Source organism: Nocardioides kongjuensis (assembly GCF_013409625.1).
GTDB classification, from domain to species: Bacteria; Actinomycetota; Actinomycetes; order Propionibacteriales; family Nocardioidaceae; genus Nocardioides; species Nocardioides kongjuensis.
In genome coordinates, this window is the sequence record NZ_JACCBF010000001.1 from 3,860,823 (window position 1) to 3,881,844 (window position 21,022).

Below are 21,022 nucleotides of genomic sequence, written 5' to 3' on the forward strand. Positions count from 1 at the left end.
TCGTCCGGGGGCTAGCGTGGCGTCGATGAACGGTAACTCGGACACCGTCGACCGAAGGCTGCGCGGGAACGACGCGCACCTGCACCACCTCGCGCGGCGACGCGCCCGGATGCTGTCGATCCACGACTTCACCTCGGGGCACGGCCTGGAGATCGGGCCGCTCGACTCGGCCCTCACCGACAAGGCCGTCGACGACGTGAGCTACGTCGACATCAAGGACACCGCCGGTCTGCGCGAGCACTACGCGGACGACCCGAACGTGCTGCTCGACCTGATCCCCGAGGTCGACTTCCCCCACTACGTCGGCGACACCTATCGCGACCTTGCGACGGCAGCCGCGCCCGGCGCGCCGTACGACTGGGTGATCGCGTCGCACGTCATCGAGCACGTGCCCGACGTGATCGGCTGGCTGGACCAGGTCGCGGGGCTGACCGCCGACGGAGGGGCGCTGCTGCTCGCGGTCCCCGACCGGCGCCAGTCCTTCGACAGGCATCGTCCGCCGACGACGGTCGGCCAGGCGCTGGAGGCCCACGAGCTCGGCCACACCCGGCCGGGGACCCGCGCCCTCCACGACTTCGCGGCCTCTGCGCTCGACGTGGACTCGTGGGAGATGGCGCGGCTCAAGTCCATCCCCGGCCGTGACCGCCGGGTCCACCCGACCCTGGACGAGGCGCGCCGGCTGGTGGCGCTCAACCGCGCCGGTCACTACGTCGACTGCCACGTCTGGCTGTGGTCGCCGACCGACTTCCTCCACCAGATCCAGGAGCTGCGCGCCCTCGGCGTGACGAGCTGGTTCGTCGAGTCCGTGACGCCCGACAAGCCCCGCGCCGGCGAGTTCTTCGTGCTGCTGCGCAAGGGGGTCGACGGTCAGGCGCCCGACGGTCTGGTCGAGCCCGATCCCGGCACCGACCTGCCGGGGTGGCTCTTCGACGACCTCGCCCCGTTGCAGGCCCGGATCGAGAGGCTGGAGCGACGGGTCCACAGGCTCAAGCACCGCTCGCAGGACCTGCAGGCCGAGGTCGACCGGCTCCGGAGCAGGAGCCTCCGAGCACGGGTGCGCCGGATCGCGGCGCGGCTGCTCCGTCATCGCTGATCCTCCGTCGCTGCCTCGCGGGCCTGGCGGCGCAGGGTCACCAGGTCGCGCAGCTCCTCGTTGCTCAGCTCGGTGAGCGCGGCGTCGCCGCGAGCCAGGACGGCGTCGGCGAGCTGGCGCTTGCGGTCGAGCAGGCCCGCCACCCGTTCCTCGATCGTGCCGCGGGTGACCATCCGGTGCACCTGCACGGGCCGGGTCTGGCCGATCCGGTACGCGCGGTCGGTGGCCTGCTCCTCGACAGCGGGGTTCCACCACCGGTCGAAGTGGACGACGTGGTCGGCACGGGTCAGGTTCAGGCCGGTGCCGCCGGCCTTGAGCGAGAGCAGGAAGACGGGCACCTGCGCCGCCTGGAACCGGCGGACCATCTCCTCGCGCTGACGGACCGGCGTGCCGCCGTGCAGGAACTGGTGGGGGATGCCGACGGCCGTCAGGTGCTGCTCGACGAGGCGGGCCAGCGCGACGTACTGCGTGAAGACGAGGACCGCGCCGTCCTCGGCGAGCACGGTCGCGACCAGCTCGTCGAGGAGCTCGAGCTTCTCCGAGCGGCCGGTGAGACGGATCGCGCCGGACTGCTTGAGGAACTGGGCGGGGTGGTTGCAGATCTGCTTGAGGCCGGTGAGCAGCGCGAGGACCAGACCGCGGCGGGTCTCCTCGTCGGCGCGCTCGATCCGCTCCATCGTGTCCTTGACGAACGCCTCGTAGAGGACGACCTGCTCGCGGGTCAGGCCGAGCAGGTGGTCGGTCTCGGTCTTCGGCGGCAGCTCGGGGGCGATGCCGGGGTCGGACTTGCGGCGGCGCAGCAGGAACGGGCCGATCAGGTCCGCGAACTGCCGCGCCTTCGTCGGCTCGGCGCCCGACTCGATCGGCGCGCCCCACACCCGGCGGAACGCCTGGCGAGTGCCGAGGAGCCCCGGGACGCACCAGTCGAGGATCGACCAGAGCTCGGTGAGGTCGTTCTCGACGGGCGTGCCGGTCAGCGCGACCCGCGCCCGGCTGGGCAGGCGGCGCAGGGCCCGGGCGGTCGACGTACGGGAGTTCTTGACGTGCTGGGCCTCGTCGGCGACGACCAGGTCCCAGGCCACCTCGGCGAGGCTGTCGGCGTCGCGGCGCAGGGTGCCGTAGGTGGTCAGCACGAACCCGCCGTCGAGGTCGTCGAGGGAGCGGGAGCCGCCGTGGAACCGGCGGACGGGTACGCCGGGCGCGAACCGCTCGACCTCGGCCTCCCAGTTGCCGAGGAGGCTGGCCGGGCAGACCACGAGCGTCGGGCCGCCCTTCGACACGCCTGCCTCGAGGCGGTGCAGGTGCAGCGAGATCAGGGTGATCGTCTTGCCGAGGCCCATGTCGTCGGCGAGGCAGGCACCGAGGCCGAGGCCGGTGAGGTCGGCGAGCCAGGTCAGGCCGTGGCGCTGGTAGTCGCGCAGCCGGGCCGCGAGGCCCGCGGGCTCGGGGATCGGGGTCCGGGTCGCGGCGTCGAGGACCTGCTCGCGGACCTTCAGCAGGCTGGCCCCGACGACGACCTCGGTGGTGGCGGGCTGCTCGTCGCCGGTGCCCGGCAGGTCGGTGACGCCGGTGAGCGCGGCAGCCAGGGCCTGGGCGCCGGTGGCCTTGCGGATCAGTCGCTTGCGGGCGCGCGCGGCGACCGTCGGGTCGACCACGGTCCAGGCGCCGCGCAGCTTGATGACGGGACTGGCCGCCTTCGCCAGCTCGGCCATCTCCTCGCTGGTCAGCGCCTCGCCGTGCAGCGAGACCTGCCACGAGAACGAGAACAGCCCCTCGGTGGAGAACGGGCTCTCCTGGAGCGGCAGCTCCTCGCCACGCGTGGTCCCCGTGCCGTCGCGACGCCGGTCGAGGACCGCGCGAGTGGTCAGCTCGGGCCCGAGGGAGCGCGGCCAGTGCACGTCGACCCGGGCGTCGCGGAGCGCGCCGACGTGGCCGAGCAGGCTGCCGATCTCCTCACCGTCGAGGGTGAGCTGGTCGGGGACGGCGAGGCCCAGCAGCCGGTCGAGAACCGGCCACGCGTCGGCCGCGGCCCGCAGGGCGATGCTGGCGTGCACCCGCGCTCGGCTGCCGAAGCCGTGCTCGGCCGGCCCCGCGGTCCACAGCAGCGCGGCGTCACACACGTGCAGCGGGTCGCGCTCGTCGTGGACCTGCAGCACCACCCGGACGGTGCCGGCGACCAGCTCCTCCTCGTCGGCCTCGACCCGCAGCGAGACCCGCACCAGCTCGGGCAGCACGGCGTCGTCGCGGCGCTCGGCCATCCGCCGGCGTACCCGGTCGGCGAAGTGGTCGGGGGTCCGCTGCGGCTCATCCGGCTGCTCGGGCCCCGGGGGGCGGCGGCCGATCGGTGCGGCGCGCGGCAGGGTGTCGGCGACCGCGTCCAGCATCGCGCGCACCACCACGTCATCGGCGTCGAAGGAGCGCGCGAGGCGGTCGACCGCGTCGAGGTCGCGCGGGTCGAGGCCCCCGACCCGCCACGCGCGGCCGACCTCGTCGGGCGCGACCTTGCCGGCGGCGACCAGGCGCAGGCCGAGCAGGGCCGCACCGCTGAGCAGCCGCACGCTGGCGTGGGCGTCGGACGCCGACCGCGCCCGGCTCAGCACGGGCAGCGCCGCGCTCACCGGCAGCGCGATCCGGCGCGCACCGTCGGCGTCGGTGAACTCGATCGTCGCGGGGTCCCCGGGCCGGAAGGTCGCAGGTCCGGAGACGGGAACGAAGCTCACATGGGGACGCTAACGGGTGGGACCGACGGATCGTTCCTGGCGGCGCCCGCGCAGCCGCGCCAGCAACGCACCTCCGAGCAGCAGCACCCCACCGGCGACCGCCGTGGTCGCCGCCCACCAGGTCGGGTGCTCGGCCGCCAGCGCGATCGAGGCGAGCGGCACGCCGAGGGCCGGCATCGCGATCGCGAGCACCGAGAACCCGGCGTGGTTGGCGGCGGTGGCGGCGAGGGCCCACAGCACCGCGAGGACGCCGCCGAGCGCGACCACCCACCACACGTCGGAGGCGTCGAACCCGCTCGACACGCTGGTGGTCGACGCGAAGCCGTCCCGACCGCCATCCACGCCGCCACCGAGCATCGCGCCCATCCCGCCGAAGATCCCGCCCAGGAAGCGCATCACCGCGAACGAGCCCAGGATGCCGAGGATGCCGACCAGACCGACGGCGCCGACCACGACACCGGACACCGCCCGGCTGGGCAGGGCCCACCCGACGACGGTCACGGCCACGACGAAGACGACCACGAGCGCCGCGCCGGTCACCTGCGGGTGGTCGCTGCCGATGCTGTCGGCCAGCAGGTCGTCGAACAGGAGCGCGTACACGATGGCCAGGCCCAGGACGGCCACGACCACGAAGGCGGCGCGCCGCGCGGCGAGGTAGCCGATCACCGCGAGCACGGTCATCACGCCACCGATGAGGTAGCCGACCCAGTGGTCGTCGCGGTCGATCCCGATGCCGATCATCAGGCCGGTCGCCACGATGCCGACCGTGCCGGGCCAGGTGACGACCTCCTCGCGCGCCCGCCCGCCGGTACGACGACCGGCGAGGGCGCCGAGGACCGCGATCACGAGCAGCACGGCGGTGGCACCGAGGCCGACGCCGTAGTTGGACCAGTCGAGCCCGTCGTCACCGCTGCGGCTGCGGAACCCGGCGATGAGGACGGCGGCGCCGAGCAGGCCTGCGCCCAGGGCGACCAGAGCGGCCGTCGTACCCGCTCGGGCAGCGCGGGTCGGGTCCCCCGGCCCGACCGGGCCCGGGAGGCCGGCACCGAACGGCGGCGGCGGAGGCTGCTGGCCGACCCCGCGGTCGTCGGTGACCGGGCCGTCCGCGTCGTCCGGGTCGGCCACGATGGCCGACGCCGGCGGGCGGATCACCGTGTCCGGCGCCATCGACGCGGGCGGGGGTGGCGGCCCGTCGCCGGGCTGCTCGGGGGTGCCGTTCGCGGGAGCGTCGTCGGTCATGCTTTCGACTCTAGGACCGCGAGGCGCCCGATCGCGGGAGGCGGGCGTCCTAGGAGCTCACCCCCAGCACCAGCGGCACGACGGCGGCAGCACCCGCCTCGTGGAGCGCCTCGGCCGCCAGGGTCAGCGACCACCCCGTGACCACCCGGTCGTCGACCAGCAGCACCCGACGGTCCCGCACCACCGTCGGGTCGTCGAGCCGCAGCGCGCACCGCCGGCTGACCGCGGCCACCCGCTGGGCGGAGTTGGTGGCACCCCGGTCCGGGCCGACCGAGAGGTCGACGACGTCCCATCGTCCGACGACCGGCACCTGCAGGAAACGGGACAGGCCGTTGGCGAGGTCGGCAGTCAGCTGGGACCTGCGCTCGGAGGCGGCCACCACGATCGCGTCGACCCGTGGCTGCCAGTCGTGCAGCAGGGTGACCATCGCCCGCGCCAGCGGGTCGGGCACCGGCCCGTCCGGTGCGTCGACCGCGAACAGCCCGCGCAGCGCGGCGCCGTGGCCGAGGTCGGTGAGCCGCGCGATGGCCCGGCCCTCCTCGGCCGGCTGCTTGATCCGTCCGGACCGGTCGACCCCGATCGCCCCGAGGCCGGTCGGCCACAGCTTGCGTGGCTCGATCGGGACGCCGGGGCGGGCGATCCGGTCGGCGGCCTCCTCGACCGCGGCGGCGGACACCTCGGTCGACAGGCCGAGGCCGCCGCAGTTGTCGCACCTGCCGCAGCGCCACTCCGGGTCGGCTAGCACCGCGGGGTCGTCGAGCTGGCGGCGCAGGTAGCGCATCCGGCACTCGTCGCTGCGCAGGTAGTCGAGCATCGCCTGCTGCTCGGCCTGGCGCGCCGCCGCGACCCGCTCGTAGCGCTCGGCGTCGTAGGACCACGGCTGCCCGGTGGACTCCCAGCCGCCCTTGACCCGGCGTACGGCACCGTCGACGTCGAGCACCTTGAGCATGGTCTCGAGCCGGTTGCGGGACAGGTCGACGCGGGGCTCGAGCGCGGCCGTGCTGAGCGCCCGCCCCTCCTCGGCCAGCACCGCGAGCGTCTCGCGGACGAGCTCCTCGCGCGGGAACGCGAGCGAGGCGAAGTAGGCCCAGATGTCGCGGTCCTCGACGGCCGGCAGCAGGACCACCGTGGCGTCGTCGACCGTGCCGCGGCCCGCGCGACCGACCTGCTGGTAGTAGGCCACCGGGCTGTTGGGCGCCCCCAGGTTGACCACGAACCCGAGCGCCGCGTCGAAGCCCATCCCGAGCGCGCTGGTCGCCACCAGCGCCTTGACCTCCCCGTCGACCAGGGCCTGCTCCAGCGCGAGCCGCTCGGTCTGCTCGGTCTGGCCGGAGTACGCCGCCACCCGGTGCCCCCGGGAGCGCAGGTAGTCGGCGACCTCCTGGGTGGCCGCGACGGTCAGGCAGTAGACGATGCCGCTGCCGGGCTGCTCGGCGAGGTGGTCGGCCAGCCAGGCCAGCCGCTGCTCGGCGGTGCTCAGCCGGACCACGCCGAGGCGCAGGGACGCCCGGTCCAGGGAGCCGCGCAGGACGAGGGCGTCGCCGCCACGGCCGGCAGCGCGGCGGGAGGCGACCTCCGGGAACGTGGTGGCCTTCGCGTCGCCGGAGACGCGCGCGGCCCCGTCCAACTGCTCCGCGACGTCGTCGGTGACGCGCTGGTTGGCGGTGGCGGTGGTGGCGAGCACCGGGATGCCGTCGGGGAGCTCGCGCAGCAGGGTCCGGATGCGTCGGTAGTCGGGCCGGAAGTCGTGGCCCCAGTCGGAGATGCAGTGCGCCTCGTCGACGACCAGCAGGCCGCAGGTGGCCGCGAGCCGGGGCAGCACCTCGTCGCGGAAGCCCGGGTTGTTGAGACGCTCGGGGCTGACCAGGAGGACGTCGACCTCGCCGGCGGCGATCGCGCGGTGGACCTCGTCCCACTGCTCCATGTTGGTCGAGTTGACGGTCACCGCCCGGATGCCGGCGCGCTCGGCCGCAGCGATCTGGTTGCGCATCAGGGCCAGCAGCGGCGAGATGATCACCGTCGGCCCGCTCCCCTGCTCACGCAGCAGCAGGGTCGCCACGAAGTAGACCGCGGACTTGCCCCAGCCCGTGCGCTGGACGACCAGGGCGCGCCGCCGGTCGACGACCAGCGCGGCGATCGCGGCCCACTGGTCGTCGTACAACGTCGCGTCGGGGCGGCCGACCAGCGCCCGGAGGTGCTCCTCGGCGCGGGTGCGGACGGCGGCGTCGGTGGGGGCCCGGGTGTCCATGCCCCGTGTCTACCAGCGGCACCCGACACGTCGGCGCCGGCGTCCACAGGCAGCAGCCGAGAAATCTTTACCCGCCGGTCCTGACGATTTCCGAGACGGCCCGACCACCGGGCCCGTAGAGTTCTTCCTGCAGCCGCTGGTGACCCGAGACGCCAGCGGCTGCACCTATTTCTCCGCGCCCCTCCCGGTCGAGCGACCCCGGCCGGGCCGCCGACCCCCTCGCCCGCCCGGGGGCACCTGCGTGCTCAGCGGGGCCGGCCTGAGTAATCGCCCCGTCGCCGAATGAGCAACGGCTGCTCAGGACTCAGGGGTGCCGCGGATCCCAGACTCGACGCGTCCTCACAGAACGCACAGATCGGGAATCCCATGGCTCTCCTCAGCAAGTCCGGCATCGCCACCGTCGCCGTCGCGACCGGCCTCGTCCTCACCGCCGGCACCAGCGGCGCCGTCGCCGGCGCGATGATCACCGGCAAGCAGATCAAGAACAACACGGTCACCACCAAGGACATCAAGAACAACAACCTCACCGGTGCCGACGTCGCCGACGGAAGCCTCGACTCCGCGGACCTGTCCGCGGCCGTGCGCTCGGGCCTCGGCGACCTGACGATCTCCGGCTCCGTGAGCAAGACCGGTGTCGTGACCCTCCGTCACGCCCCGGCGGGCGTCGGCGTCACCGCACAGGTCAATGTCGGCAACAACCTGGGCAACGCCTGTGTGACCGTGACCGGCGCGAACGTCGGCCCGGCCAACGCGGTGATCATCGCGACGCCCGACTACGGCAACGACGACACCACGACCCTGGGCACCTCCGCCATCGTCGAGGCGACCTCGAAGGTGGCTGACGGCGGCTGCACCAACGGCTTCCGGGTGCAGACCCTCCTCCGCAAGGCCGACAACACGATCGAGCAGAAGGCCGAGGGCTTCCTCTTCCAGATCAACTGAGCCCGACGAGCGGCCCGCCGTGGGGGGCGGGCCGCTCAGTCGTCGCGCCAGCTCTTGTTGACGAGGTCGGACTCGACGTTCCCCTCGAGGTCGGCCCACAGGGTCACGCCCCCGTGGTCGACCTCGTAGACCTTCACGTAGATCCAGTGGTCGTACTCGGGGTCGACCGGCTTCTCGACGTCGTACCGGCTGTCGCTGAGCCGCCCGTCGCTGCGGCCGCGCGCCTCCTCGTCCACGGCGACCAGCACGGCGGGGTCGACCTCCGCGAGCGCGAAGGGCAGCTTGTCGCCGGCCTGCTCGCCCATCCACTTCTCCAGGGTGCGACCGTCCCAGCGCCACACCTCGGCGAGGTCCCCCGGCTGCGCCGGCGGCACGGTCACCTGCATCTCGTCGGGCCCGTAGCCGCGCAGCTCGAGGATGTCGGTGCCGCCGGTCTGCGCCGTCAACGCCGCGTCGAGCGCAACGAAGCCCTCCGCCGTCGCGATCGGCTGGTACCGGTCCTCGACCGGCAGCGGGTCGGGCGCCTGCTCGCCGCCACCGGCCCGGTTCACCGCGCCCCAGGCCGAGACCGCGGCGAGGAACACGCCCAGCCGGAGCCACTTGTTGCGCGAACGCCGCGCCTTGGTACGCCGCGCCTCCCATGCCGAGATCGCGTCGCCGCTGCCGTTCGCGGACGGCAGCGGCAGGCCATCGGTGTCGAGGTGCTCGCCGATGCGCTGGTCGGGCTCGAGGTAGCGAGGCCACCGCCCCGGATCGCCCGAGCGTTCGCGGGGTGCCTCGTCGTTCACCAGATGCGGACCCGGTCCTCGGGGTCCAGCCACAGCCCGTCACCGGGCGCGGTGCCGAACACCTCGTGGAACTCGTCGAGGTTGCGCACGATGTTGGCGCGGAACTCCGGCGGGCTGTGCGGGTCGATGGTGAGGTACTGCTGCTCCTGCTCGAGGCGACGCTTGGTGCGCCACACGTAGGCCCAGTTGAGGAACAGCTTCGTGCGGTCCTCGAGCGAGGCGGAGCCGCCCTGCGCGATCTGGAACGCCGTGTGGGCGATCGTGAGGCCGCCCAGGTCGCCGATGTTCTCGCCGACCGTGAGCGCGCCGTTGACGTGCTCACCGGGCAGGTTGCGCGGCGAGAAGGCGTCGTACTGGGCGATCAGCGCCTTGGACTTCACCTCGAAGGCGGCCTTGTCGTCGGCGGTCCACCAGTCGTTGAGGTTGCCGTCGCCGTCGTACTGCGCGCCCTGGTCGTCGAAGCCGTGGCCGACCTCGTGACCGATGACCGCGCCGATGCCCCCGTAGTTCTCGGCGAGCTCGGCATCGGGGGAGAAGAACGGCTTCTGCAGGATCCCGGCCGGGAAGCAGATCTCGTTGGTCCCCGGGTTGTAGTAGGCGTTGACGGTCTGCGGGAGCATGAACCACTCGTCGCGGTCGACCGGCGAGCCGATCTTGGCGAGCTGGCGGTCGGTCTCGAAGCCGGCGGCGGCCTGGGCGTTGGCCACCAGGTCGTCGGGGACGACGACCAACGCGCTGTAGTCGCGGAACCTCTCCGGGTAGCCGATCTTGGGACGGAAGGTCGCGAGCTTCTCGTAGGCCCGCTCCTTGGTCTCCTCGCCCATCCAGTCGAGCTTGCTGATCGACTGGCGGTACGCCGCGAGCAGGTTGGCGACCAGCTCGTCCATCATCGCCTTGCTGGCGGGCGGGAAGTGGCGGGCGACGTACTCCTTGCCGACCGCCTCCCCCATCGCGCCCTCGACGAAGGACACCGCGCGCTTCCAGCGAGCCCGCAGCTCGGGCGTGCCGGACAGCGTGCGGCCGTAGAAGTCGAAGTTGGTCTCGACGAACGCGTCGGACAGGTACGGCGCCGCGGAGCGCAGCACGCGCGAGAGGAACCAGTCGCGCCAGGCCTCGATCGGCTCGGACTCGAGGACACCGGAGAGGTGCTCGAGGTACGACGGCTGCTTGACCACGACCTCAGCGATCGTCGCGTGCGCGCCGTCGAGGTGGCCGCCGAGGTTGGTGATGTAGGCGTCCCAGTCGAACGCCGGGCACAGCGCCTTCAGCTCCTCGGCCGTCATCAGGTTGTAGGTCTTCTGGACGTCGCGCGTCTCGGCGCGCTCCCAGTGGCCCTTGGCGAGCTCGGTGTCGAGGGCGAGGATCCGCTGGGCGGCAGCCTCCGGCTCGGCGTGGCCGCCGAGCGTGAGCAGCCGGGCGAGGTAGGCGACGTACGCCGTGCGGATGTCGGCGAACTTGTCGTCGCGGTAGTAGGACTCGTCCGGGAGGCCGAGCCCGCCCTGCACCACGTGGAACAGGTAGCGGTCGGACTTGCGGCTGTCGGTGTCGATGTAGGACCCGAACAGGCCGTAGCCGCCGATCCGCTCGAACTCGCCGAGGAAGGCGGCGACGTCACGGACGTCGCGCAGCCCGGCGACGGCGTCGACCAGCGGCTGGGCCGGCGCGATGCCGGCCGCCTCGACCCGCTCGGTGTCCATGAAGGAGTTGAACAGGTCGGCGATCTTGCGCGCGTCCTCGTCGCCGCTGGCGCCGGCAGTCTCGGCCAGCTCGGTGATGATCGCCCGCACGTCCTCCTCCGCCTGGTCGGCGAGCTGGACGAAGGGGCCCCAGCTCGACCGGTCGGAGGGGATCTCGGACTCGGTCAGCCAGGTGCCGTTGACGTGGCCGAAGAGGTCGTCCTGGGGGCGGATGTCGAGGTCCATGCCCGGACGGGCGTCGTCGAGGATGCTCACGCCGCGAGAGTAGTCCCGGATGAGTAATCGTTGCTCAGGACATCGCGCCGGCGCGTCGACAGGCTGGAGCCATGGTCCTGCGCCGCCTCCTCCCACTGATCCCACCGATCGTGGTGCCGCTCGTCGCCCTGGTCCTCGTCGCGGGCCCCGCCCCGTCGTCGACCGCCGCCACGCGACCCACGGTCCGGGTCGCCCTGTCGGCGACCGACGTGGCCGCAGGTACGACGGTCACGGCGACCGCGCGGGTCCGGGGTGGTGCCGCCCGGCAGCGGGTGAGCCTGCAGCGTCGTACCGGCTCGACGTGGACGAAGGTCGTCACCCGGCGCCTGCCACGGAAGGGCGCGGGCACGGTCCGGTTCCCCGTCACCGCCGTCCCGGGTACGACGACCTACCGGGTCGTCCTCGCTCGCCAGGGCAGCACACCGGGCCGGCGGGGCACGGCGTTCTCCGTCACCGGGCGGACGTCCGGCGGCCCGGTCGCGCCCGAGCCGCCGAGCACCCGACTGGTCTCGCACCGCTCGACCGGTGCAACCACCGGGGACGACAAGTCGACCGACCCGTCGATCTCCGCGGACGGGCGGTACGTGGTCTTCGAGTCCTTCGCCGCCGACCTGCTGCCGGGTGGCGACAACGGCTACGGGCAGGTCTACCTGTGGGACCGTGCGACCGACGGCCTCACCCTGGTCTCGCACCGCACCGACGGCACGCCGGGGGCCGGCCAGTCCCTGCACCCGGCGATCTCGGCCGACGGACGTTACGTCGCCTTCCAGAGCTCGGCCGGGCTCGGCGGGCTGCCACCGTCGGGCTCGCCGGAGCTGTGGCGCTGGGACCGCCAGCAGGACAGCCTCGCCCGGCTGACGTCCGGGTCACTCGACGGGCAGGGTGTGCTGCTCCCCGCCATCTCCGCAGACGGCTCCGCGGTCGCCTTCGTGTCCGGCTCCACGAACGTGGGCCCGGGGGCCGGGGCGCCCGGAGCCGACGACATCTTCCTGTGGCGCGCCCCCTCGACCTTCGTGCTCGTCTCGCACGGGGTCGGCAACGCGAACGGCGCCTCCGCCTACCCCGCGATCTCCGCCGACGGCCACCACGTCGCCTTCGAGTCGAAGGCCTCCAACCTCGTCGCCGCGCCGGGCGGCCAGGAGGACACGAACGCGAGGAGCGACGTCTTCCTCTGGGACGACGCGATGATCTCGACCAGCGAGCCGATCCTGGTCTCGACGGACAAGACGGGCCTCAATGCCGCGACCGGCGGCGGCCAGGGCGCGTTCTGGCCGAGTGTCTCCGCCGACGGGGACCTGGTCGCCTACGAGACCGACGCCACGAACGTCCTCCCGCAGACCGACTGGGAGACGACGAAGGACGTCTTCGTGTGGAACCGGGACACCCCGGCGACCCAGGTGCTCGTGTCCCGGGCGACGAACCCGGGCACGAACGGCAACACCAGCGCCTTCAACCCGACGATGTCGGCGGACGGCAGCCGGATCGTGTTCATGGCCCGGCCGGACGACCTCACCGGGACGGGCACCTTCATCGTCTCCCCGATGCTGTGGACCCGTGCCACGGGCCAGTTCACGAACCTCTCGCCCGGCCTCGCGGCGACCGACCCGGACGGAGCCACGATCTCGGTGACCCTCGCGGCCAGCGGCTCGTACGCCGCCTTCAGCACGATCGCCACCAACCTGGTCGCGGGCGTCTCGGACACCAACGCCACCGAGGACGTCTACGTGCACGGCCCCCTCGGCTGAGCCGGACCGCGGGGACCTAGGTCCCGATTTCCCGGGTCGCGCTCAGGACCCCCGCCTGAGCACCGATCGACAGGGCATGACCCGCCTGCTCGCTCTCGTGCCCGGCCTCGTGCTCGGCCTGGGCCTGCTGGCGCCGACCGCGGCCGACGCCGGGACAGGGACGACGACCGCCGCCGTGCTGCGGCCCGTCGCGCCCGACGTCGTCCCTGCGCGCGGTCTGGTCCAGCGCGCGATGGAGGACCGGGTCGTCGACCTCGTCAACGAGCAGCGCACGAGCAACGGCTGCCGCGCGCTGAAGTCGTCGAACAGGCTCCGCAAGGCCGCCCGCCGGCACACCGTGTCGATGGCGCAGGCGGGGGTCATGTCGCACCAGCTGCCGGGCGAGGCGAAGTTCTCGACCCGGATCACCCGGGCGGGCTATCGCGGCTGGAGCCTGGTCGCCGAGAACATCGCACGCGGCTTCAGCTCCCCCGAGTCGGTCATGGACGCCTGGATGAACAGCCCCGACCACCGGCACAACATCCTCAACTGCCGCCTCCGCGAGATCGGGGTGGGCGTCGTGCTGGAGGACGACCAGCTCTGGTGGACCCAGGACTTCGGGGTCCGCTGAGCCCGATCGCGGCTTTTTCCTAGTCCTTCGGGACTAACAGGTACCGCACGGAGCACCGTCGCGACGACCGCGTCGGAAATCGCACGATCGTGCCCATGCTCCTGCGCTGCACCCGGTTGGCCGCGACGGCCACCCTGACGGTCCTCGTCTCCCTGCCCGTGGCCCTGCGGGCCACGCCCGCGACAGCTGCTCCCGAGGCACCCCGGACGGTGGCGGCGCCGACCACGGACACGCCGCCCCTGGCCGGGACCCTGACCAACCTGCTCACGAGCCTGCTCGCCGCGCTGCTCGGCGGCCAGAAGTCGGTGCCTGCCCCCCAGCCGAGCACCCCGGGCGCCACCGCACCGGCGCCGATCCCGATGAGCGTCGCGGCCGACCTCGAGGACCGCGTGGTCACCTTGGTCAACAGGAGGCGGGCCCGTGCCGGCTGCCGTGCCCTGCGTCCCAACGAGAGCCTGCGCGCCTCGGCGCGCGCGCACAGCGTCGGGATGGCGCAGTACCGCACCATGACGCACTTCCTCCCCGGCGAGGCAGGGCTCGGCGAGCGGATCACCTTCGCGGGCTACCACGGCTGGCGCCGGGTCGCCGAGAACGTCGCCACCGGCTACGGCTCGCCGAAGGCCGTGATGCAGGCGTGGATGGCCAGCCCCGGCCACCGGGCCAACATCCTCGACTGCCGGCTGCGGCACCTCGGGGTCGGCGTGGTCGCCCAGGGGAACCAGCTCTGGTGGACCCAGGACTTCGCACGCCGCTGACAAACCCGCCGGAGCCCGACATGATGCTCTCCGTGCGCTCGGCTCTCTTCCCCAAAGCTGGACCATGCCCAGGACTCGCACGCTCCCTGAGCATGGTCCATCTGGCCGTCCTCGCGACGGTCCTGCTGACGGCGGTCCCCGCATCGTCGCGCCCTGCTCCCGCCCCGCAGCACGCACGAGGGCCCGACACGGCGCGGATCGAGCTCAGGCTCCTCGCCGAGGTCAACGTGGCACGACGGCAATCGGGCTGCCGGCGCCTGAAGTCCAGGACCGGGCTGCACGGGTCGGCGAGCGCGCACTCGAGCGCGATGGCCGCCCACAACAGCATGTCCCACCAGGTCACCGGCGAGGCCGAGCTGCGTGAGCGGATCGCTGCGGCCGGCTACCCGCAGGCCGCATTGATGGGCGAGGTGATCGCGATGGGCCCGATGAGCGCCCGGGAGGCGTTGCGCCGGTGGCTCGACAGCCCGCCGCACCGCGCGCTGCTGCTCGACTGCCGGATGCGGCTGGTCGGCCTCGGCGTGCAGTCCTCCGCCGACCAGCTGTGGTGGACCATCGACCTGGTCCGCCGGCGCTGAGCCGGCCTGCTCAGTCGCGCAGGCGGACGACGAGCTTGCCGAGCGCCGCGCGGTTGTCCATGTCGGCCAGCGCGCGACCGAAGTCGGCCATCGGGTAGACCTCGCCGATCGGCGGCCTCGCCACGCCGGACTCGATCATCGGCACCAGCTGCGCCCACTGCTGCTGCAGGTAGTCCGGCTTGAAGAAGGCGTACGCACCCCAGCCGACGCCGCGGACGTCGATGTTGTTGAGCAGCAGCCGGTTGACCTTCACCTCAGGAATCCCGGTGCCGGCGGCGAACCCGACGACCATCAGCCGCCCCTGGGGCGCCAGCACCCGCAGCGAGTCGGTGAACGCGTCGCCGCCGACCACGTCGAGGACGACGTCGACGCCCTTGCCACCGGTCAGCTCCGTCACGGCGTCCTTGAACCCGTCGAACAGCACCGTCTCGTCGGCACCCGCGGCTCGCGCGTACGCCGCCTTCTCCTCGGTGCTCGTGACCGCGATCGTGCGCGCGCCGAGGCCCTTGGCCACCTGCAGCGTGGCGGTGCCGACTCCGCCGGCCGCACCGTGCACGAGCACGGTCTCGCCCGGGCGCAGGCCGGCGCGCTCGTCGAGGGCGAACAGCGCGGTGAGGTAGTTCATCGGGAGCGCGGCGGCCTCCTCGAAGCTCACCCCGTCGGGCAGCGCGAAGGTCGACTGGCGGGGGCCGGCGACCAGCTCGGAGGCGCCGCCGTACCCGCCGACGCCGACGACCCGCTGGCCCGGCTCGAAGCCCGGACCCGACACGACGACGCCGGCGTAGTCGACGCCGAGCGTGAACGGCGGCTCGGGGCGCAGCTGGTACTGCCCCCGGCTGAGCAGCAGGTCCGGGAAGGACACCCCGACGGTGTGCACCTCGACCAGCACGTCGTCCGGGCCCGGCACCGGGTCCGGCACCTCCCGGACGACGACGTCGGCGGGACCGGTGGTGGTGACGACCTGGACTGCACGCATGGCTCGCAGGCTAGCCCGCCTCAGGACGTGGCGGACCGCCGGGCGTGCTCGGCGACCAGGTCGGCGTACCAGCCGAACGACCGCTTCGGCGTGCGCTTCTGGGTCTCGTAGTCGACGTGCACGAGGCCGAAGCGCTGGGTGTAGCCCTCGGCCCACTCGAAGTTGTCCATGAGCGACCAGGCGTAGTAGCCGCGCACGTCGACGCCGCGCTCGATCGCCTCGGCGACCGCCGCCAGGTGCAGGGCGTGGTAGTCGATGCGCTGGTGGTCGTCGACGATGCCGTGCTCGTCGGGGCCGACGCCGTAGGAGCAGCCGGACTCGGTGATCATGATGGGGGGTACGGCGGCGCGGAACCGCGCGCGGAAGGTGATCAGCCACTCACGCAGCGCGTCCGGCACGACCGGCCAGCCGAAGTCGGTCAGCGGGTAGCCGAGCACCTCGCGGAACTCGAACGGCAGCTCGGCGGTCTCGTCGGCGGCCGCGATCCGCATCGGGTTGTAGTAGTTGACCCCGTAGAAGTCGAGCGGCTGGCGCATGGTCGCGAAGTCGCCGTCGCGCACGTGGGGCTCGAGCAGCATCATCAGGTCGTCGCCGTAGCGGCCGAGGAGCATGCCCTCCAGGTAGTGGGCGTTCCAGAGCGTGTCGAAGAGCTTCGCGGCGCCGACGTCGGCGGGGTCGTCGCTGGCCGGCCAGATCGGCGCGTGGTTGTTGGCGCACCCCACGCTGGTCGCGCCGGCGGCCCGCAGCGCGATCGCGGCCCGGCCGTGGGCGACGAGCAGGTGGTGGCCCACGGGGAGGGCGTCGAACATGAGCGCCTTGCCGGGCGCGTGCATCGCGACGGCGTACCCCATCAGGGTCACGACGTTGGGCTCGTTGACCGGCACCCAGTCGGTGACCCGGTCGGCGAGGCGCTCGCCGACGATCGCGGCGTAGTCGGCGAAGCGGTCGACGGTCGCGCGGTTGAGCCAGCCGCCGTCGTCCTCGAGGGCCTGCGGGAGGTCCCAGTGGTAGAGCGTCGCCATCGGCTTGATGCCGGCCTCGAGCAGGCCGTCCACGAGCCGGTCGTAGAAGTCGAGACCGGCCTGGTTGACCGCTCCGGAGCCGGTCGGCTGGATCCGCGGCCAGGCGATGGAGAACCGGTAGCCGGAGGCGCCGAGGGTCCGCATGAGGGCGATGTCCTCGGGATAGCGGTGGTAGTGGTCGCAGGCGACCGCACCGCTCGAGCCGTCGACGACGCGGCCGGGCTCGGCACAGAAGGTGTCCCAGATCGACGCACCGCGTCCGTCCTCCGCGACGGCACCCTCGATCTGGTACGACGCCGTGCTGGTGCCGAACCTGAAGTCGACCGGAAAACGGCCGGCGAGATCTCCCACCCTGTCCCCCACGGGACCAGACTCCCACGACACCGGCACAATCTGACACGTGAGCGTCGAGATCCGCAGGGGAACCGCCCGGTTCGTCGAACGAGAGCCCGGGCGACTGAGCCACCACGGCTTCTCCTTCGGACCGCACCTCGACCCCAGCCGGCTGTCCTTCGGCCCGATGGTGTGCCACGACGACCACGTCCTGGGCCGCGGCACCGGCTTCGAGGAGCACCCCCACGAGGGGCTCGAGATCATCACCTGGGTCGTGTCCGGCGCCCTCGTCCATCGCGACGGCACCGGCGCCGAGGAGGTCCTCGCCGCGGGAGACTGCGGCGTCCTGTCGGCCGGTGCCGGCGTCCGGCACGCGGAGCTCGCGGGCCCGGACGGACCGGCGCGGTTCGTGCAGGTGTGGCTGCGGCCCGACGACCCCGACCTCGCGCCGGCCTACGGACGGGCGAGGGTCGATGCTGGTCCCGGTGACGGGCGGGTGCGCGTGGTCGGCGACGGTGGGCCGCTGCCGGTCGGTGTGGCCGGCGCGAGCCTCGACGTGGTCCGCCTCGGCGCGGGCGAGACCGTCGCACTGCCGGCCGCCCCCCGGGTGCACGCCTTCCTCACCACGGGCGCGCTGCTCCGCTCGTCCCTGGCCGAGCCGCTCGCCGCCGGGGACGCGCTGTGCGTGACCGACGGGGCGTCGTACGACCTCACCGCCAGCGTGCCGACGGAGATCCTGGTCTGGTCGTTCGCCTGACGCCGGGTGCGGGAATCACCTCCCCAGCGGCGACTCAGGCCTCGCCGAACACCTCGGCCGGCTCGACCAGCGCGGTGGCGATCTCGGCGAGGCTGCGGACCTGCTCGCGGGTGAGCCGGTCGAAGACCAGCTCCCGGACCTGGGCGAGGTGGCCGGGGGCGATCCGTGCGAGCAGCGCCTGCCCCTCGTCGGTGAGGACCGCGAATTGGCTGCGGCGGTCGTTGGGGCAGTTCTCCTTGGTGACCCAGCCGCGCTGCTCGAGCACGGCGATCGCGTGGGTGAGCCGGGAGGGACTGGTGGCGGTGAGCCGGGCCAGCTCGCCCATGGTCAGCATCCGGTCCGGCGCGTTGGAGAGGTTGGCGAGCATCGCGTAGTAGGTGTGCGTGATGCCGGCCTCCTCCCGCAGCCGCCGGTCGATCGCCTGGGGGAGCTCCTGGACGAGGCGGACCAGCGGCAGCCAGGCCGCCATCTCCTCCTCGTCCAGCCAGCGGGGCTCGCTCATGCCGAGAGCCCGCCGAGGTCGAGGGTGTGGGCGGTGTGGTCGCGCTTGACGGTGAGGTACCGCTCGTTGGCGGGCGACAGGTGCACCCCGGTCGGCACCCGCTCGTCGACGCCCACGCCGTACGACGCGAGCTGGCGGGCCTTGTCGGGGTTGTTGCTCAGCAGGCTGATCCGGTCGGCGCCGACGGCGCGCAGCATCTGGGCGGCAGCGCGGTAGTCGCGCTCGTCCTCGCCGCGGCCGAGCGCGACGTTGGCCTCGTAGGTGTCGAGGCCGGCGTCCTGCAGGGCGTAGGCGTCCAGCTTGGCGTAGAGGCCGATGCCACGGCCCTCCTGGCGCAGGTAGAGCAGGAAGCCGCCCTCGTCGGTGATCCGCTCGACGGCCTCGCGCAGCTGCGGGCCGCAGTCGCAGCGCTGCGAGCCGAAGACGTCACCGGTCAGGCACTCGCTGTGCGGGCGGACCAGCGGCGCCGGGCCGCCGGCGGCCAGGGTGTCGAGCCGCTCGCGCCAGGCGCCGAGGCCGAGCAGGAGGTGCTCCTTGCCGTCGACCAGGCCGTCGAAGGTGACGACGTCGGCGGTGGTCTCGTAGCCGTCGGGGAAGCGCAGCGGTACGACGACGCGGGTGCGGACGGCGGCGGTGGGCACCTCGGGTCCGGCGTACGGGATCGCGGGGACGTCGGAGACGCGGTGCACGCCGCGCGGGCGGGTGGGGCAGGTCGTCATGGTCGCTCCATTATTTCAATCTTGAAATGATGGTGGCACAAGCCGGCAGCGCGCGCAGGTATTCCCGCTCAGGTGGCGGGTTTTCCCGGGACCGGCCGCAGGACCAGGCCCTCGGGGACGACCAGGCCGGACTGCGCCAGCGCGTCGACCAGCACCGCGACGACCTGGCGGGTGAGGCGGTCGACGAGCTGCTCCTGGCTCTCGTCGTGGTGGTCGAACCACCAGATGATGCTCGCGTCGACCATGCCCATCACGCCGACCAGGACGCCCTCGGGCGGGTCGGCGGACAGCGACGTGTCACTGAGGTACGCGCGCGCGGCGTCGGCGATCTCGCTGAGCAGCCGGGTGCGGCCCAGGCGCGCGCGGTGCAGCGCCTTGGTCTGCTGCTGGGCGGCGAGGAAGCGGAACAGGTGGGGGTGCTCGGCGGCCCACGCGACGCACGGGGCAATCAGCCCGCGGACGATCTCGACCGGCGTACCCGGCGTCGAGAGGTGCGGCCGCACCCGGCGCAGCAGCTCGGTCGCGGCGAAGCGGGCGACCTCGGCGTCGAGCTGCTCCTTGCTCGCGAAGTGGCGGTAGACGTTGGGGCGGGGGATGCCGGCACGCTCGGCGATCTGGCCCATCCCGACCTGACCGCCGCCCTCCTCGATCGCGTCGACGGCAGCCTGGACGACCTGGGCGCGCCGCGCGTCGCTCTCGAGCGCCTCCTTGGCGCTGCGGCGGCGCACGGTCGAGTCGACCCACTTCGCCACGTCCGCCACGTCGACCATGCGACCGACGCTATCGCGCGGCGACTTCTGGATACACCTTGTACCCGACTCGTCTGGCGTGATACACCCTGTACCCATGCGCCGCTCACCCTGGATGAACACCGACCTCGACGACTTCCGCGACCTCGCGCGGACCTTCTGCGAGAAGGAGATCAAGCCGAACGTCGAGACCTTCATCGCCAACAAGCAGGTCGACCGCGACCTGTGGAACAAGGCCGGCGAGGTCGGCCTGCTCTGCCTCTCGATCCCGGAGGAGTACGGCGGCGGGGGCGGCTCGTTCGCCCACGAGGCGATCCTCATCGAGGAGCAGGCCCGGGTCGGTGACAGCTCGTGGGGCGTCTCGCTCCACAACGGCATCGTCGCCCACTACATCCTCAGCTACGGCACCGAGGCCCAGAAGCTCGAGTGGCTGCCGAAGATGGCCAGCGGCGAGGTCGTCGGCGCCATCGCGATGACCGAGCCGGGCACCGGCTCGGACCTGCAGAACGTGCGGACCAAGGCGATCCGCGAGGGCGACGAGTACGTCGTCAACGGCGCCAAGACCTTCATCACCAACGGCGCCCAGGCCGACGTCGTGGTCACCGTCGTGAAGACGAACCCCGAGGAGGCCGCCGCCGGCATCTCGCTGGTCATCGTGCCGACCGACACCCCCGGCTTCTCGCGGGGCAGGGTGCTCGACAAGATCGGGATGAAGGGCCAGGACACCTCCGAGCTCAACTTCTCCGACGTCCGGATCCCCGTCACCAACCTGCTCGGCTCCGAGGAGGGCCAGGGCTTCATCCAGCTCATGGAGCAGCTGCCCCAGGAGCGGCTGATCGTCGCGGTCTCCAACGTCGCCGCGATGGAGCTGTGCTTCGAGGAGACGATGCGCTACGTGCACGACCGCCACGCCTTCAACCGGCCGATCTGGGGTTTCCAGAACACCAAGTTCAAGATGGCCGAGATCGCCACCGAGGCCCGCGTCGCGCGCTCCTTCGTCGACGAGTGCATCGGCCTGCACCTCGACAAGCAGCTCGACATCCCCACCGTCGCCATGGCCAAGCTGTGGTGCTCGGAGCGCGCCCAGAAGGTCGCCGACATGTGCCTGCAGCTGCACGGCGGCTACGGCTACATGAACGAGTACCCCATCGCCCGCGCCTGGGCCGACCTCCGCGTCTCCCAGATCTACGCCGGCACCAGCGAGATCATGAAGGAGATCATCGCCCGCTCCCTCCCGGCTCCCGCCTGACGCCGACCCGGCTCGAACTGGCCCCGCGAACACGCCGACCCGGCA

18 protein-coding genes are annotated in these 21,022 nt (G+C 72.7%); 8 read left to right on the top strand and 10 right to left on the bottom strand.

Going from position 1 to position 21,022, the window contains the following annotated elements; genetic code table 11:
• The first annotated feature begins 25 nt into the window (after nucleotides 1-25).
• Nucleotides 26-1,093, top strand: a complete 1,068-nt coding sequence (locus tag BJ958_RS18535; protein WP_179728366.1) for a methyltransferase domain-containing protein — start codon at nucleotides 26-28, stop codon at nucleotides 1,091-1,093.
• On the opposite strand, the gene BJ958_RS18540 is transcribed toward BJ958_RS18535, so the two are convergent.
• Genes BJ958_RS18540 through BJ958_RS18550 form a run of 3 tightly spaced genes read right to left on the bottom strand, consistent with a single transcriptional unit; the run spans nucleotide 1,084 to nucleotide 7,300 of the window.
• Nucleotides 1,084-3,813, bottom strand: a complete 2,730-nt coding sequence (locus tag BJ958_RS18540; RefSeq protein WP_179728367.1) for an SNF2-related protein — start codon at nucleotides 3,811-3,813, stop codon at nucleotides 1,084-1,086. The genes BJ958_RS18535 and BJ958_RS18540 overlap by 10 nt on opposite strands.
• A 9-nt stretch (nucleotides 3,814-3,822) precedes the next feature.
• A complete protein-coding gene (locus tag BJ958_RS18545; RefSeq protein ID WP_179728368.1) occupies nucleotides 3,823-5,052 on the bottom strand; it encodes a hypothetical protein in 1,230 nt (409 codons plus the stop codon).
• A gap of 49 nt (nucleotides 5,053-5,101) precedes the next feature.
• Nucleotides 5,102-7,300 (bottom strand): RecQ family ATP-dependent DNA helicase, encoded by a 2,199-nt coding sequence (locus BJ958_RS18550; protein WP_179728369.1) that lies wholly within the window; start codon nucleotides 7,298-7,300, stop codon nucleotides 5,102-5,104.
• 366 nt (nucleotides 7,301-7,666) lie between these two features.
• Here BJ958_RS18550 and BJ958_RS18555 point away from each other — a divergent pair, with 366 nt between their 5' ends.
• Nucleotides 7,667-8,242: a hypothetical protein gene (locus BJ958_RS18555; RefSeq protein ID WP_179728370.1), complete on the top strand. Its 576-nt coding sequence runs from the start codon at nucleotides 7,667-7,669 to the stop codon at nucleotides 8,240-8,242.
• Nucleotides 8,243-8,277: 35 nt separating this feature from the next.
• Here the strand turns inward: BJ958_RS18555 and BJ958_RS18560 are convergent, their stop codons facing one another.
• Entirely contained in the window at nucleotides 8,278-9,030 is a 753-nt protein-coding gene (locus tag BJ958_RS18560) for a hypothetical protein (protein WP_179728371.1), read from the bottom strand.
• Entirely contained in the window at nucleotides 9,027-10,982 is a 1,956-nt protein-coding gene (locus BJ958_RS18565; protein WP_273519031.1) for a M13-type metalloendopeptidase, read from the bottom strand. Before BJ958_RS18565 ends, BJ958_RS18560 begins: the two co-directional genes overlap by 4 nt.
• Nucleotides 10,983-11,053: 71 nt before the next feature.
• Between BJ958_RS18565 and BJ958_RS18570 the strand changes: the two genes are divergently transcribed.
• From BJ958_RS18570 to BJ958_RS18585, 4 genes are all read left to right on the top strand, one after another.
• On the top strand, nucleotides 11,054-12,727 hold the full coding sequence (locus BJ958_RS18570) for a TolB family protein (RefSeq protein ID WP_179728372.1): 1,674 nt from the start codon (nucleotides 11,054-11,056) through the stop codon (nucleotides 12,725-12,727).
• A 76-nt stretch (nucleotides 12,728-12,803) separates the two neighbouring features.
• Nucleotides 12,804-13,337 (top strand): CAP domain-containing protein, encoded by a 534-nt coding sequence (locus tag BJ958_RS18575; protein ID WP_218865856.1) that lies wholly within the window; start codon nucleotides 12,804-12,806, stop codon nucleotides 13,335-13,337.
• 95 nt (nucleotides 13,338-13,432) lie between these two features.
• Entirely contained in the window at nucleotides 13,433-14,092 is a 660-nt protein-coding gene (locus BJ958_RS18580; protein ID WP_179728373.1) for a CAP domain-containing protein, read from the top strand.
• Nucleotides 14,093-14,184: 92 nt separating this feature from the next.
• Entirely contained in the window at nucleotides 14,185-14,670 is a 486-nt protein-coding gene (locus BJ958_RS18585; RefSeq protein ID WP_179728374.1) for a CAP domain-containing protein, read from the top strand.
• 10 nt (nucleotides 14,671-14,680) lie between these two features.
• On the opposite strand, the gene BJ958_RS18590 is transcribed toward BJ958_RS18585, so the two are convergent.
• Both BJ958_RS18590 and BJ958_RS18595 read right to left on the bottom strand, forming a co-directional pair.
• Nucleotides 14,681-15,646: an NADPH:quinone oxidoreductase family protein gene (locus BJ958_RS18590; RefSeq protein WP_179728375.1), complete on the bottom strand. Its 966-nt coding sequence runs from the start codon at nucleotides 15,644-15,646 to the stop codon at nucleotides 14,681-14,683.
• Between the two features lie 20 nt (nucleotides 15,647-15,666).
• A complete protein-coding gene (locus tag BJ958_RS18595) occupies nucleotides 15,667-17,019 on the bottom strand; it encodes a GH1 family beta-glucosidase (RefSeq protein WP_343052730.1) in 1,353 nt (450 codons plus the stop codon).
• A 49-nt stretch (nucleotides 17,020-17,068) separates the two neighbouring features.
• Between BJ958_RS18595 and BJ958_RS18600 the strand changes: the two genes are divergently transcribed.
• Entirely contained in the window at nucleotides 17,069-17,758 is a 690-nt protein-coding gene (locus tag BJ958_RS18600; RefSeq protein WP_179728376.1) for a pirin family protein, read from the top strand.
• A 34-nt stretch (nucleotides 17,759-17,792) separates the two neighbouring features.
• Here the strand turns inward: BJ958_RS18600 and BJ958_RS18605 are convergent, their stop codons facing one another.
• The 3 genes from BJ958_RS18605 to BJ958_RS18615 form a co-directional block, all read right to left on the bottom strand.
• Nucleotides 17,793-18,260, bottom strand: coding sequence for a MarR family winged helix-turn-helix transcriptional regulator (locus tag BJ958_RS18605; protein WP_179728377.1), 468 nt, complete (start codon nucleotides 18,258-18,260; stop codon nucleotides 17,793-17,795).
• Entirely contained in the window at nucleotides 18,257-18,979 is a 723-nt protein-coding gene (locus BJ958_RS18610) for a GTP cyclohydrolase II (protein ID WP_179728378.1), read from the bottom strand. The genes BJ958_RS18605 and BJ958_RS18610 overlap by 4 nt, the downstream gene beginning before the upstream one ends.
• Before the next feature lie 68 nt (nucleotides 18,980-19,047).
• Nucleotides 19,048-19,749 carry a TetR/AcrR family transcriptional regulator gene (locus BJ958_RS18615; RefSeq protein WP_179728379.1) on the bottom strand — a complete coding sequence of 234 codons (702 nt, stop codon included), beginning with the start codon at nucleotides 19,747-19,749 and terminating at the stop codon, nucleotides 19,048-19,050.
• A gap of 76 nt (nucleotides 19,750-19,825) precedes the next feature.
• On the opposite strand from BJ958_RS18615, the gene BJ958_RS18620 reads away from it, so the two are divergent.
• Nucleotides 19,826-20,977 carry an acyl-CoA dehydrogenase family protein gene (locus BJ958_RS18620; RefSeq protein ID WP_218865857.1) on the top strand — a complete coding sequence of 384 codons (1,152 nt, stop codon included), beginning with the start codon at nucleotides 19,826-19,828 and terminating at the stop codon, nucleotides 20,975-20,977.
• Nucleotides 20,978-21,022 lie beyond the last annotated feature (45 nt).